Raw genomic sequence first — 13,922 nt, 5'->3', positions numbered from 1 at the left:
TATTCTGATATTCAGAATGTCTTTTTTTGGGTACATTACTTATCGGGGTGATACATACATGTTCAAAATTGGCTATCGAACGATCAAAACGGCAATTGGGACACCAATGGCCATTTATCTTGCACAATTGATCGGTCTGCAAAGCTTTGCTTCGGCTGGAATCATTACTATTTTGTGTATCCAGCGTACGAAAAAGAAATCGCTCAGGGCAGCTGGAGACCGTTTTGCAGCCTGTTTGATTGCGATGGCCTATTCCTATTTATTCTTTGAGTGGCTCGGATATACACCGCCCGTCATCGGGTTAATGCTCCTATTATTTATCCCGACAACTGTCGCGTTGAAGGTGTCCGGCGGTATCGTGACGAGCTCCGTCATAATCCTTCATCTATATGCTTCAAACTCGATTACCATGGCGACTTTGTTTAATGAGTTCTGCCTTGTCGTCATCGGAATCAGCGTTGCTTTTCTTGTGAACTTCTATATGCCAAGCATGGACCGCGAAATCATTTCGTATAAAGAAAAGATTGAGGACTTATACAGAATTATATTAAAGGAACTAAGTGAATACTTAGTGACAGGTAATAGCATCTGGACAGGAAAGGAAATTATTGAGGCAGATAACGCCATCAAAAAAGCGGTCTTTTATGCTGCTGTTGATCTAGAGAATCATATTACCGGAAGCGAGGATTCCTATTATCATTACTTCAAGCTCAGAGAAAGACAGCTTGGCATCTTGAAGCGTATTCTTCCGCTTGCAGGGAAAATGGATTTATCCGAGCATGAGGGCAGTCGTGAAATGGGTGAATTCATTGGACATTTGAGTGATAATGTTCATCACAGGAATACGACAGAAGAACATATCAAACAGCTTGAAGATCTGCTGGATGAATTAAAGAAAAAGGAAATTCCGGCGAATTTTGATGAATTTGAACGCCGTGCGGCTCTTTTCCAATTGGGAAAGGAACTGAAGGATTACCTCATTATCAAGAGCACGGTCAAACCATTGCCCTATACGAGAGTGAGAAGAGGCTGAATAAGATGAGTGAGAAGGTCAGATACTATGTGAAAAAAGGGGATTCCCTATGAACTGGCTCTCACTCGTTTTTGTTTTGCACATCATCTCGCCGCTCTGGCCCCTTGGACCGAATCCGCTTCCTGGCGATCCGTTCATCATTATTAATAAACAGGAAAATGAATTGTATTATTATGAGGATGAACAGGAACTGATGCGTTTTTCGGTAGCGACAGGAAAAGAAGCAGGCGATACCCCTGAAGGACTATTTACGATTGTGACGAAATTTACGGACCCTGAATATTCCGCTAAGCGGATACCCGCAAATAGTCCGCGCAATCCATTAGGCTCAAGATGGATGGGCATTGATGCACGAGAGACAAATGGGAGGGTGTATGGAATCCACGGAACCAATAGAGAAGACTCCATCGGCAAACATATTTCAAATGGCTGCATACGCATGAAAAATGAAGATGCCGAACGATTATTCACCCATGCTCCACTCGCCACAAAGGTATACATATACTCAGGAGATGAGGACCCGCTTATCTTTGCCATTAAATATGGTGCCGTCAGTAAAGCGGCACAGCCTTGATAAAAGATAAAAAAACACCAGCTATGAGAAAGCTGGTGTTTTCTAATACGACCGATTATAGAAAAGCGGAAATCCCTGATAGCAAGGTAACAACCACCATAGAGATGATCATTAAATAGACAATGACTTTTCGGGTACGCTTATTAGACATGAATTCCACTCCTTATTTGCTCTTATTTCGATACTACTATGTTTCGCATTCCTCCTCAAGTGAAAAAAATTTCTGCTCATTCAAGCTATATGTCTTTATAGAATTTTACGAATGTTCTATTATTTAAATAGGCAAAAAAAGGGAGGATGAGTATGCATAGGGGAATTGATCATATAGGCGTTGCCGTGAAATCAATTTCGAAAGCGCTTCCTATTTATGAGGATGTACTTGGAATGATTCACGAAGGGGAAGAAATTGTTCAAGGTCAAAAGGTAAGGGTTGCCTTCCTATCGGCAGGAAATACCCGGATTGAGCTGCTAGAACCTCTTGATGAGACAAGCCCAATTGCGAAGTTTATCGAAACAAAAGGGGAGGGCATTCACCATATTGCTCTTGAAGTTACGAGTATTAAAGATAGAATTGCTGAACTGAAAGAAAAAGGATTACAGTTGATTGATGAAGAACCGAGGCCTGGTGCACATCATACAGAAGTGGCATTCATACATCCTAAGTCAGTACATAGGGTTTTGGTTGAATTATGTGAGAAACCGAAACGGGAGGAATAAGGGTGGATATTTACGAGAAGATCACGGAGCTGTATGACAGAAGGAATGATATTGAGCTTGGCGGTGGATTCGAGAAGATTGAGAAGCAGCATGATAAGGGGAAATTAACGGCCAGGGAACGGATTGACCTTCTTGTAGATGAGGATAGCTTTGTAGAACTATATGCATTTGTTGAACATCGTAATAAAGATTTCGGGCTGGATCAGGTAAAGGGGCCGGGAGATGGTGTAGTAACCGGGTACGGCAAAATTGATGGCAGGCCTGTATACATATTCTCACAGGATTTCACGGTATTTGGAGGAGCTCTTGGTGAGATGCATGCCAAGAAAATCTCCAATATTATGGACTTGGCTGTGAAAAACGGTGCGCCGATTATCGGCCTGAATGACTCAGGCGGGGCGAGAATTCAAGAAGGTGTCACATCACTTGATGGATATGGACATGTCTTCTATCGGAATGTCATCTATTCGGGGGTTGTTCCGCAAATATCTGTCATCATGGGGCCGTGCGCGGGCGGTGCCGTCTATTCGCCGGCTATTACGGATTTTGTTTTCATGGTTGATAAGACAAGCCAGATGTTCATTACAGGACCAAAGGTAATTGAAACCGTTACAGGTGAGAAGATCAGCTCAGAGGACCTCGGCGGAGCTAAGGTTCATAATACAGTGAGCGGGAATGCTCATTTCGAAGGGAAAACAGAAGAGGAGACTTTGCTGATGGTCAGACAGCTTGTGTCTTATCTGCCTCTCAATAACGAGCAATCTCCCCCTCGCAAAGACTGGAATGATAACGATGATGACCGGCCGGACCTCTGTGATATCGTGCCGTTTGATGGTGTTCGACCATATGATGTTAGAAAGGTTGTGCGAGAGGTAGTGGATGAAGGATCCTTTATGGAGATCCAGGAGGGATTTGCGAAGAATATTGTGATTGGTTTAGCCCGCCTCCGCGGGGAAACGATTGGCCTTGTTTGTAACCAGCCTAAAAACATGGCAGGGGGACTTGATATTAATTCGTCCGATAAGGCAGCACGATTCATCCGTTTTTGTGACTCCTTCAATATTCCGATTGTCACCTTTGAAGATGTATCCGGCTTCTTCCCTGGAATTAAGCAGGAGCATGGGGGAATCATTCGACATGGTGCGAAGATTCTGTATGCGTACTCAGAGGCAACAGTACCAAAGCTGACAGTCATCCTGCGCAAAGCGTACGGAGGGGCTTATGTCGCCCTCAACAGCAAATCGATTGGGGCAGATCTAGTATATGCTTGGCCAAATGCGGAAATAGCCGTTATGGGACCACAGGGTGCCGCTAACATCATCTTTGCGAGAGAAATAAATAATAGTCCAGACCCAGAGAAGGTCCGTCAGCAAAAAATTGAGGAATACCGGGAAAAGTTTGCGAATCCTTATGTGGCAGCCAGCCAAGGGATGGTTGACGATGTCATCGACCCGCGCGAGACAAGGCTCAAAATTGCTCAGGCACTAGAGATCCTAAGAACGAAGAAGGAAGTTCGCCCGGCGAAAAAGCATGGCAATATACCATTATGAGAAAGAGGAAGAGAAATCCATTGCGGATTTCTCTTCTTTTCATGAAAGGGCTTAAACGTTCTATCTATTCAGAATTGTTACGCTTAATAGGCAAAATATGTCTAGGGCAGCAGGGGGCTCCGCCCTTTTCTTATCAGAAAAACATCGGTATACTTAAAAAGGTAAAGCTTATTCCTGGTTAGGAGGAAGATAGAATGATTAATGAAGAAAGATTATTGCAGGAATTCCTAGAATTAGTCCAAATCGATTCTGAAACAAAAAATGAAGGCCAAATCTCAAAAGTATTAAAAGATAAATTCACGGCGCTTGGCCTGGATGTATACGAAGACAATGCCAAAGAAGCTACAGGCTTTGGGGCTGGAAACTTAATTTGTACACTTCCTGGAAATGTGGAGGGTGCGGATACCATTTACTTCACATCCCATATGGATACCGTAACACCAGGAGTCGGCGTTAAGCCAAGCATTAAGGATGGCTATGTTGTAACTGATGGGACAACCATCCTTGGAGCGGATGATAAGACTGGTCTTTCAGTCATGCTTGAGGTACTTCGTGTAATCAAAGAGAATGACTTGAAGCACGGAACAATCCAATTCATTATTACAGTGGGAGAAGAATCCGGCCTTGTAGGTGCGAAGGCGCTAGATCCATCTCTTATTAAAGCTACATACGGTTTTGCACTAGACAGCGATGAAGCGGTAGGAAATATTATCGTTGCTGCTCCGACACAAGCAAAAATTAAAGCGGTGATTAAAGGGAAAACAGCTCATGCAGGCGTGGCTCCTGAAAAGGGCGTTTCAGCAATCACGATTGCTGCAAAAGCTATCGCAAAAATGCCGCTTGGCCGCATTGATGAAGAAACAACTGCGAATATCGGTCGTTTTGATGGCGGTAATCAGCAAACAAATATCGTAGTAGACCATGTTGAAATCTTGGCAGAAGCACGTTCATTAATTACAGAGAAGATGGAAGCTCAAGCAGCTCTCATGAAGGAAGCGTTTGAATCTGTGGCAGCTGAGATGGGCGGTACAGCAGAGGTGGAAATCGATGTCATGTACCCTGGCTTCAAATATGGAGACGGTGACCATGTCGTAGAAGTAGCCAAGAAGGCTGCACGAAAAATCGGAAGAGAACCTGAATTAAAGCATAGCGGCGGCGGTTCTGACGCAAACGTCATTGCCGGACATGGCATTCCGACAGTCAACCTGGCAGTAGGCTATGAAGAAATTCATACAACCAATGAAAAAATGCCAATTGCTGAACTATATAAATTAGGTGAAATGGTCCTGGCCATCATTGAAGAAGTAGCTGCTCCAACGAAGTAATCTATAAAGGAAATCGGCCACCGGGGGATACCGGTGGCTTCTTTGCCATGATACTAGTTCATGGCAGATGGAGTAGGGAGTGATTGACATGACAGTAAAAGGGCAGCCCAAAAGAGGAGGGCGCATTATTCTGCACGTAGATATGAATAGCTTTTATGCTTCGGTCGAAATCGCCTTTGACCCAGCACTCAAAGGGAAGCCTCTGGCCATTGCGGGAAATGCAAAGGAGCGCAGAGGCATTATCGTGACCTGCAGTTACGAGGCACGGAAGTTTGGCGTTAAGACGACCATGCCTATTTGGCAGGCGCAAAAGCTTTGCCCGAAACTGATTGTGATGGAACCTAATTTTGACCGTTACCGCTCAGCCTCCCAAGGGATCTTTGAACTGCTTCGAACATTTACTCCATTAGTGGAGCCGGTATCCATTGATGAGGGCTATTTAGATATCACGGATTATTGTGAAGGAAAGTCACCCATCAAGATTGCACAAACGATTCAGGAGCGCATTATGGAGACGATGGGTCTTCCGTGCAGCATTGGGATTGCACCGAATAAATTCCTAGCCAAAACTGCCTCTGACATGAAGAAGCCGATGGGCATCACCATCCTCCGCAAACGTGAAGTAAAGGACAAGCTTTGGCCTCTTCCGGTCGGGGAAATGCATGGAGTCGGTGAGAAAACAGCTGAAAAGCTGGCAACACTGCAAATCAAAACCATCGGCGACCTAGCAAATGCCTATGAAGGAGCACTAGAGAAGCTCCTCGGCATCAATGGGCTCCGCCTGAAGGAACGGGCAAACGGGATAGACCGCCGAGAGGTAGACCCCGAATCAATCTATGATTACAAAAGTGTCGGTAACTCGACAACACTTCCGAGAGATGTTGCCAATCAGCAGGAATTATTTGCTGTGCTGAAGCGTTTGAGTGAAAAAGTCGGGGCAAGACTCAAGAAAAAAGAGCTATTAGCGGCAAAAGTTCAAATAATGATACGTTATAAGGATAGAAGAACCGTAACTCGGGGTAAAACATTGGTAAACCCTATCGTCAAAGGCGATGATTTGTACACACATGCGAAGGAATTGTTCATGAAGCATTGGAGCGGCGATCCCGTCCGTCTGCTCGGTGTTACTGCCAATGAAGTCGTCGACGCCCACGAGGCCATGAAGCAGCTCGATTTATTTTCCTACACACAGGATGTGAAGGAAGTGAAGCTTGAGTCTGCCATGGATGCCATTACGAAGAAGTTCGGAAGCCAAATCATTCAAAAAGGCATTGAAGTCAAAGATTCCAATGCCGCTAGCAATACGAGCTTCAGCAAGGATTTTTTGCATCGTCCAAAGCAAGGGGAGTGACCTTTGAAATAATGGTTTAAGAACTTGCACAAATGGTGTAAAATTGCTAAGGTTAATACGGTTTATACAAGTGAAATCCATGAGTGAAAGGAATGTTAGCAATGGGAAAACAACAAATCGGTGTCATCGGTCTAGCCGTCATGGGCAAAAACCTAGCATTTAATATAGAAAGCCGCGGGTATTCCATTTCCGTTTATAATCGTTCTTCTGATAAGACAGACGCAATGATGAAAGAGGCGGAAGGCAAAAATGTGCTGCCTACATATTCAATTGAGGAATTCGTCAATTCTCTAGAAAAACCTCGTAAAATACTAATTATGGTTAAAGCAGGTGCCGCTACAGATGCGACAATTGCACAATTAACTCCTTACCTTGATAAAGGTGATATTATCATTGACGGCGGCAACACATTCTACAAAGACACACAACGCCGTAATGAAGAGCTCAGCAAGCAAGGCTTCTACTTCATCGGTACCGGTGTTTCCGGCGGTGAAGAGGGAGCATTGAAAGGTCCTTCCATCATGCCGGGCGGGCAAAAAGAAGCGTATGAGCTTGTTGCTCCTATCTTGAAGGCGATCTCTGCTAAAGTCGGCGAAGATGATTGCTGCACATACATCGGTCCGGATGGAGCAGGACATTATGTCAAAATGGTCCATAACGGAATCGAATATGGAGACATGCAATTGATCTCTGAATCCTATTCCTTGCTCCGCCATATTCTTGGACTTAACGCTGAGGAATTACATGAAGTGTTCTCTGAGTGGAATAAAGGTGAACTAGACAGCTACCTAATTGAAATCACAGCTGATATCTTTACGAAAAAGGATGAAGAAACAGGCAAGCCAATGGTTGACATCATTCTTGATAAAGCAGGCCAAAAAGGTACTGGAAAATGGACAAGCCAAAGTGCACTTGACCTTGGTGTTCCGCTTCCAATCATCACAGAATCCGTATTTGCACGCTTCTTGTCTGCCTTGAAGGATGAGCGTGTTGCTGCTTCTAAAGTATTATCTGGTCCTGCACAGAAAGAATTTACTGGTGATAAAGAAGCATTCATCGAATCTATCCGCAAGGCCCTTTATATGAGTAAAATTTGCTCTTATGCACAAGGATTCGCTCAAATGAAAGCTGCATCTGATGAATTCGGCTGGGATCTTCAATACGGTGATATCGCGATGATCTTCCGCGGCGGCTGTATCATCCGTGCGCAATTCCTGCAAAAAATCAAGGATGCCTATGACCGCAATCCTGAGCTGAAGAACCTTCTTCTTGACGATTACTTCAAAGAAATCGTGACTAGCTACCAGGATGCGCTTCGTGAAGTGATTGGCGCAGCAATCCAAGCAGGTATTCCTGTACCATGCTTCAGCGCTGCCCTTTCATACTATGACAGCTACCGTGCAGAAACATTGCCTGCAAACCTATTGCAAGCACAACGTGACTACTTTGGTGCTCATACGTATGAGCGTGTGGATAAAGAAGGTATCTTCCATACAGAATGGATGGAATAAGAGACCTAAGAAAAAAAGCATTCAGAACACAATATGTTCTGAATGCTTTTTTTGATTAGATGACCTGTTCCTCTCGTTCGATTTGAAGCTTGGAGGAGTCCTCCTTAGGAGCGAAACGACCTGCAAGGGCCGATATCGCTCCGTCGCCTGTCACGTTGCAGGCAGTCCCAAAGCTATCCTGTGCGAGATAGAGGGCAATCATGAGTGAAAGCATATTATCAGAGAAGCCAAGCATGGATTCCAGCAGACCTAGTGCCGCCATGACCGCACCGCCGGGAACCCCGGGAGCCGCGATCATTGTTACGCCAAGCATCAAAATGAATGGAAGCATCTGCATAAATCCAGTATCTATGCCTTGAAGCATCATGACCGCCATCGCACAACTGACTAATGTAATCGTACTGCCAGATAGATGAATGGTTGCTAATAGAGGCACCGTGAAATCAGCGACTTTTTTGTTCACGCCCATTTTCTTCGTGAACTTCAGGGTAACCGGAATGGTTGAAGCAGATGACTGTGTTCCAAGGGCGGTGAAATAAGCTGGCAGCATCCCTTTTAGCATCTGGTATGGATTATTCTTTGTGACAGAGCCTGCCATCGTATATTGGAATGCCAGCATAATGAGATGGAGTGCGATAATCATGACGAACACTTTTGCGAATACACTCATAATGGAAGCAATCTGTCCGCCTTGTGTCATATTGGCGAAGATGCCGAATATATGAAGTGGCAAAAGCGGGATGATGATTACATTAATCACTTTGACGACAATCTCTTTAAACTCTTCCATCACATTCAGCAGGGCATCACCCTTAATAGATGCCATCCCGAGTCCAATTGTAAAGGCTACTAAAAGGGCCGTCATAACACCCATTACAGCGGGCATTTCAATCGTGAAATAAGGGGACAGCAAGGCCTCCTCAGGGCTTGTGAAGCTTTTGGATACCTGGTTTTGCAGAAGGGATGGATACAATGTCTTGGCAGCCAGGAAGGCAAATATTCCGGCAAGGATGGTTGAAGCATAGGCAAGACCGGTTGTAATGCCAAGCATTTTTCCAGCTCCTCTTCCCATCATTCCGATTCCCGAAGCGATGAAGCCAATAATAATGAACGGAATGATGAATTCAAGAAAGGTAGAGAATAACCCATTAAAGGTTGCGAATATGCGAACCAGCCAGGCTGGTGCAATAAGACCAATCATAATTCCTAAGAAAATGGCAGCGATAATTTTCGGTAAAATCCCAAATTGTTTCATGATGTCCTCCTCGAACGTACAATTGTTCTTTATGTGTGGATTATACATGAAATAGCCAGGAATCGAAACCCTTTTGCGCAAATTGATGACAAAATCCTAGTCTTTTTTTGAAAAGAGTGCCGAAAGCGGCAGGAATCAAAGGAATGAATATTGGCTATACGCCCATTGACAAGGAGGAAATTGGAAGATTATACTGTTGGTAACTTATTTGAAAAGGACTGATTTGGGACAATGAAATTCTAATCTGATTTTACAGGTCGTTTGAAATTTAAAACAGAAACCTGAAAAATTGGATTAGTGCGCCCTTTTCACCCTCTAACATATGGAATGGCAGAAGGTCTCCATGATTGATTCATGGGGTGTTCTTTCCTGTATTCCGGTTTATAGGCGCATTCCTCCCTGGCAGGTTTCTGTTCCAGGGCTTTTTGTTTTGCGTTAGCCCTGCCTGAAATATGATGGAGGTGATTGGATGAATGTCATCAGTCTAAGAGGAATAAAAAAATCGTACGGAGATAAAGATGTTCTGACAGGAATGGAGCTGCATGTCCGCATAAAGGAACGGATTGGACTTATAGGGATAAATGGAGCGGGAAAAACTACTGCAGCTAATATTTTGGCAGGTGAGCTTGAACCGGATGAGGGAGTAATAGAATCATCATCAGATCATTTGAACATCGGCTATTTACGCCAGTCGGTTGAATACTCCAGCAAAACATTTAAAGCAATCGAAGAGGCGGGGCATGATAAAGGATTTTACACTTTTGCAAGCTTGATGGGACTTCGAAAGCTCAAGAAATGGAATGAAGAGGATTTCGGACATTTAAGCGGAGGAGAGAGAATCAAGCTCGCACTTGCTCATGTATGGGCCTCATCGCCTGATTTATTGATTCTAGATGAACCGACCAACCATTTGGACCAGGAGGGAATCGAATGGCTGATTGGGGAATTGCAGGTCTTTCCTGGTGCCGTGGTCATTATATCCCACGACCGTTATTTTCTCGACGAAACAGTTACAAGAATCTTTGAATTGGAGAAAGGGGAAGCAAAAGCCTACGACGGCAATTATTCTGCCTATCATGCACAGAAAGCGGAGAATAGACGTATTGAACAAATTGCCTATGAGAATCAGCAGAAGGACATCCGCCGAATTGAGTCACAAATGGAGCAATTGCAGAATTGGTCTGAAAAGGCCCATAAAGAATCTACCAAGCAGGGAGGAACCATCGGGGCGAAAGAATACCATCGTGTGAAGGCAAAGAAGATGGATATACAAGTCAAATCAAAAAGAAAACGTCTTGAATCAGAACTGAGGAAGCATAAAGCCGAAAAACCGGAGGAAGAGCCTCAAGTTGATTTCCGCTTCTTGGACGCTGGAAAGCATGGGAAGAGAATAATAGAGGTGAAGAAATTAAAGAAGCATTATGGAGAAGAAGTTTTGTTCGAAAATAGCCATTTCTACGTGAAGCGAGGAGAGAGATTTGCATTGACTGGGAGTAATGGTTCTGGCAAAACAACCTTGCTCCGTATCCTTTGTCAGGAGGAAAATGCGACAGACGGGGAAGTATGGGTGAGCCCTGGTGTATCCATTGGATATATGAGTCAGGATGTCGGTGATCTGCCGGCTGACAAGTCGGCAATCGAAGTCATTGGTTTACATGACAGAGAGGAGCAGCAAAGAGCAAAGCTGATTCTGACCCATTTAGGTTTGTCCAGAGATGACATAATCAAGCCGATGCAAGCTCTGTCCCTCGGTCAACGGACAAAAGTGAAGCTTGCCTGTCTGCTTCTTCATGGCTATGAGCTATTGATTTTGGATGAACCGACTAATCATCTTGACCTTATCAGCAGGGAGAGACTTGAAAGCGCATTAGCCTCCTACCAGGGAACGGTCATAGCCGTATCTCATGACCGTTTTTTCTTAAATAAGATATGTGATAAACGCCTGCATATTGAGAATAAACAAATTAAGCGGCTGGAAGATAGCGTTATAATGGAAGAAAAGACTGATTCGCTTGAGGAACAGCTAATGGTAATGGAAACGGAAATGACGGCTCTTCTCGGCAAGCTGAGTGAAAGGACAGCGGGTGATGGGATATATGAACAGCTTGATGAAAGGTTCAATGCCCTTGCCAGCCAGAAGAAAGACCTCCTGAAAAATAAAAGATAAAGAAAGGCCGGCTTTTAAGGATAAACGAAAGCCGGCTTTTTCGATTCAATTATTCATTCTAAGCCATACAGGTTCCATCCATTATTTCCTCTCTTTCTCTCATTCAATTTTTGAAGTTCGTTCTAACAAAAATGGGGCATACTCAGTAAGAGTAGTGATGATTGATCACCACTCGAAGCAGTTTTTACTGCTAGGAGAATCGAAAAGTTCTAAGGCCCTTTGACGATGGATAAGGTAAAGGTTGAATAGGCTATGAATGTAAAAAATAAGCGGGAGATTAGTGATGAAAATCGATAGACGAACAATTAAAACAAGGCATTTGATCAAGCGTGCATTTACTGACATTGTTCATGAAAAACCAATCAATAAAATAACCGTGAAAGAAATTGCCAATCTGGCTGGGGTGAATAGAAGCACCTTTTATCAGCATTTCAAGGATGTATATGAGGTGCACGAGGCCGTATTAGAGGATTTTGCGACTGAATTTATTAGGTTATTCAGGGAGCGAGGATACCAATATCATAAGGAAGACACGGAACGGTCATTAAGGGGGTTAATAAACTACATGCAGGATAATGAAAAAATTTTTAAAATCCTTGTCAGGCATGATGAGAGTGTCCTTGTCGACAAAATGTCCCGAAAACTCATTTACTATGCAAAAGAAAGTAAATATGAAGGATATGTAAGAAATCCTGAACAATTCGTTTGTGCTGTTTATTTCCTTATGCATGGAATCATAGGGTTATTGAAGAAATGGTTTGATCAAGAGTTGGATTACTTCCTGGCTGAGGTAGGAAATCTCATTTATACATTCATCATCAATGGATTTGTCTTAAGAAACCAGCACTAAGCTGGCTTAAGGAGTGATTTGGCTGTGCTTCAGGTTTCCTGCATCATGGACCCTAAAAAATGAAAAAAACCTAGTCAAGCAGACCTGTTTAGCAAGTGGATATGCAGCATTGATATTTAGCAGATAATAAAGAAGGAGTTTGAACAGAAATAAACGTTCAAACTCCTTCTTTTATGATAAAAGGCGAATATCATCACCTATATGAATCGGCCCGGTTGCAATGACCGAGGCATATACACCAAAATAATTCTTCCGAGTATTAGCGACAAGCTTTAAAAGAGAGGGATCTCTTAGTCCGGTTTCGGGATCAACGGTAATAATCATGCAGCGCTCGCAAGGTTTATTGATGGAGATTCTCACGGTATCGCCAATTAAGAGTGTCTTCTCAATCCATTGTTCCTCACCAAATGGCTGCTGTTCAGTTAGCGAGAGAAGAATATTTGGCCGGAAGCGTCTGTAATCAAGTGCTTTTCCCCATTCCTCAGATAAGGATTGAATGGAAGCTTCCGAGACTAGGAGTAAATGGTCCTCCTCAAGCGGTCCGATTGGAACCTCATTAGTAGTGTATTGTACAGGCTGGATTGGCCTTTTGGATAATGTCTCCAGTTCTTCTAGCAGTATTGGGTCATCCCATTCAAGTTCAACGCCATTTGGTGTTCGGACTGCAATGGCCGGATAGCGCTCTAAATCATCTTCTCCTTGAAAGGACGCTGTGTAGCAGGCCATTTGCGGTGCCTGGGTGATGGTCAAAAATTTGTCTATCCGGGAAAGATCACGATAAGCATGACTCCGGTCCCCGTATAATCCATAAGGCATGACATTCGTTTGCGTCACTTCCTCACCCGTAAATGATTTAACCGGGTGCCGCATTAGTCCTTTTACATGACCAACCAACAAGACACTCACCTCGAATTATTTATATTTTTTCTTGAATTTATCAATGCTTGTATTCGACCCAATGAGCAGAAAGTCATCGCCAGGCTGGAGCTGCAAATCAGCAAAGTGTGAGAGAATAGGTTCACCATTGCGAAGCACCAAGGATACAGTAATGTCAAACTTCCTTGAGAAGTTCATTTCATTCAATGACTTCCCATGCATCAATTCCGGAACCTCCATTTCAATCGCGGAAATATCTTTCGTAATCTCAATATATTCAATCACACCTGTAAGCATTTCTTGTCGGGCAACCTTTCTACCGGCCTCTTCTTCAGGAAGGATGACACGGTCAGCGCCCAAGCTTTGCAGGATTTCCCCGATTTCCCGGTTATTTGCCTTCGCTATGATTTTTTTCGCTTTTCGTTCCTTGACCTTTTTTGTGATAAGAATCGCGGAATAAGCGTCAGAACCAATTGCAATGAATACAGCGTTGAACTGATCAATCTTCAATTCATCGAGCACATCGCCTTCGCGGAGGTCCCCAACGATGGCATGTGTTGAATACTCATCAAGCAGCTCAAGGTTTCGTTCATCCTTGTCACTGACAACCACTTCACAGTGCTGTTTGTGAAGCTCCTTGACAATCCCAGTTCCAAATCGTCCGGCTCCAATGACTAAATATGACTTCATGATTTTGTATCTCCTCTTTGTTT

13 protein-coding genes are annotated in these 13,922 nt (G+C 43.7%); 9 read left to right on the top strand and 4 right to left on the bottom strand.

Features of this window, described 5'->3' with window-relative positions:
* Nucleotides 1-58 precede the first annotated feature (58 nt).
* Both ACY8DX_RS15015 and ACY8DX_RS15010 read left to right on the top strand, forming a co-directional pair.
* Entirely contained in the window at nucleotides 59-1,033 is a 975-nt protein-coding gene (locus ACY8DX_RS15015) for an aromatic acid exporter family protein (RefSeq protein WP_462405546.1), read from the top strand.
* A gap of 49 nt (nucleotides 1,034-1,082) precedes the next feature.
* Entirely contained in the window at nucleotides 1,083-1,607 is a 525-nt protein-coding gene (locus ACY8DX_RS15010; RefSeq protein ID WP_462405545.1) for a L,D-transpeptidase, read from the top strand.
* A 55-nt stretch (nucleotides 1,608-1,662) separates the two neighbouring features.
* Here the strand turns inward: ACY8DX_RS15010 and prli42 are convergent, their stop codons facing one another.
* Complete coding sequence (gene prli42, locus ACY8DX_RS15005) at nucleotides 1,663-1,758, bottom strand: stressosome-associated protein Prli42 (RefSeq protein WP_156185566.1); 96 nt, start codon at nucleotides 1,756-1,758, stop codon at nucleotides 1,663-1,665.
* A gap of 152 nt (nucleotides 1,759-1,910) precedes the next feature.
* On the opposite strand from prli42, the gene mce reads away from it, so the two are divergent.
* The 5 genes from mce (at nucleotide 1,911) to gndA (ending at nucleotide 8,061) form a co-directional block, all read left to right on the top strand.
* Entirely contained in the window at nucleotides 1,911-2,324 is a 414-nt protein-coding gene (gene mce / locus ACY8DX_RS15000; RefSeq protein ID WP_049670220.1) for a methylmalonyl-CoA epimerase, read from the top strand.
* A 2-nt stretch (nucleotides 2,325-2,326) separates the two neighbouring features.
* Nucleotides 2,327-3,874, top strand: a complete 1,548-nt coding sequence (locus ACY8DX_RS14995; RefSeq protein WP_462405544.1) for an acyl-CoA carboxylase subunit beta — start codon at nucleotides 2,327-2,329, stop codon at nucleotides 3,872-3,874.
* Nucleotides 3,875-4,068: 194 nt separating this feature from the next.
* Nucleotides 4,069-5,199: a M20/M25/M40 family metallo-hydrolase gene (locus ACY8DX_RS14990; RefSeq protein ID WP_049670223.1), complete on the top strand. Its 1,131-nt coding sequence runs from the start codon at nucleotides 4,069-4,071 to the stop codon at nucleotides 5,197-5,199.
* 88 nt (nucleotides 5,200-5,287) lie between these two features.
* The gene (locus tag ACY8DX_RS14985) at nucleotides 5,288-6,550 is read left to right on the top strand and encodes a DNA polymerase IV (RefSeq protein ID WP_049670224.1); all 1,263 of its coding nucleotides are present in this window, start codon (nucleotides 5,288-5,290) and stop codon (nucleotides 6,548-6,550) included.
* A gap of 101 nt (nucleotides 6,551-6,651) precedes the next feature.
* Nucleotides 6,652-8,061, top strand: a complete 1,410-nt coding sequence (gene gndA / locus ACY8DX_RS14980) for an NADP-dependent phosphogluconate dehydrogenase (protein WP_049670225.1) — start codon at nucleotides 6,652-6,654, stop codon at nucleotides 8,059-8,061.
* Between the two features lie 55 nt (nucleotides 8,062-8,116).
* Here gndA and ACY8DX_RS14975 read toward each other — a convergent pair whose 3' ends face one another.
* A complete protein-coding gene (locus ACY8DX_RS14975; RefSeq protein WP_049670226.1) occupies nucleotides 8,117-9,316 on the bottom strand; it encodes a dicarboxylate/amino acid:cation symporter in 1,200 nt (399 codons plus the stop codon).
* Between the two features lie 469 nt (nucleotides 9,317-9,785).
* Here ACY8DX_RS14975 and abc-f point away from each other — a divergent pair, with 469 nt between their 5' ends.
* Entirely contained in the window at nucleotides 9,786-11,483 is a 1,698-nt protein-coding gene (gene abc-f, locus ACY8DX_RS14970) for a ribosomal protection-like ABC-F family protein (RefSeq protein WP_462405543.1), read from the top strand.
* Nucleotides 11,484-11,766: 283 nt separating this feature from the next.
* Nucleotides 11,767-12,333, top strand: coding sequence for a TetR/AcrR family transcriptional regulator (locus ACY8DX_RS14965; protein WP_049670228.1), 567 nt, complete (start codon nucleotides 11,767-11,769; stop codon nucleotides 12,331-12,333).
* Between the two features lie 171 nt (nucleotides 12,334-12,504).
* On the opposite strand, the gene ACY8DX_RS14960 is transcribed toward ACY8DX_RS14965, so the two are convergent.
* Both ACY8DX_RS14960 and ACY8DX_RS14955 read right to left on the bottom strand, forming a co-directional pair.
* A complete protein-coding gene (locus tag ACY8DX_RS14960) occupies nucleotides 12,505-13,230 on the bottom strand; it encodes an MOSC domain-containing protein (RefSeq protein WP_049670229.1) in 726 nt (241 codons plus the stop codon).
* A gap of 15 nt (nucleotides 13,231-13,245) precedes the next feature.
* A complete protein-coding gene (locus ACY8DX_RS14955) occupies nucleotides 13,246-13,899 on the bottom strand; it encodes a potassium channel family protein (protein ID WP_049670230.1) in 654 nt (217 codons plus the stop codon).
* Between the last annotated feature and the right edge of the window lie 23 nt (nucleotides 13,900-13,922).

It is taken from the genome of Gracilibacillus sp. Marseille-QA3620 (assembly GCF_054950035.1).
Note: the sequence above shows the minus strand (reverse complement) of the source record. Positions and strands in the feature narration are given on the sequence as shown.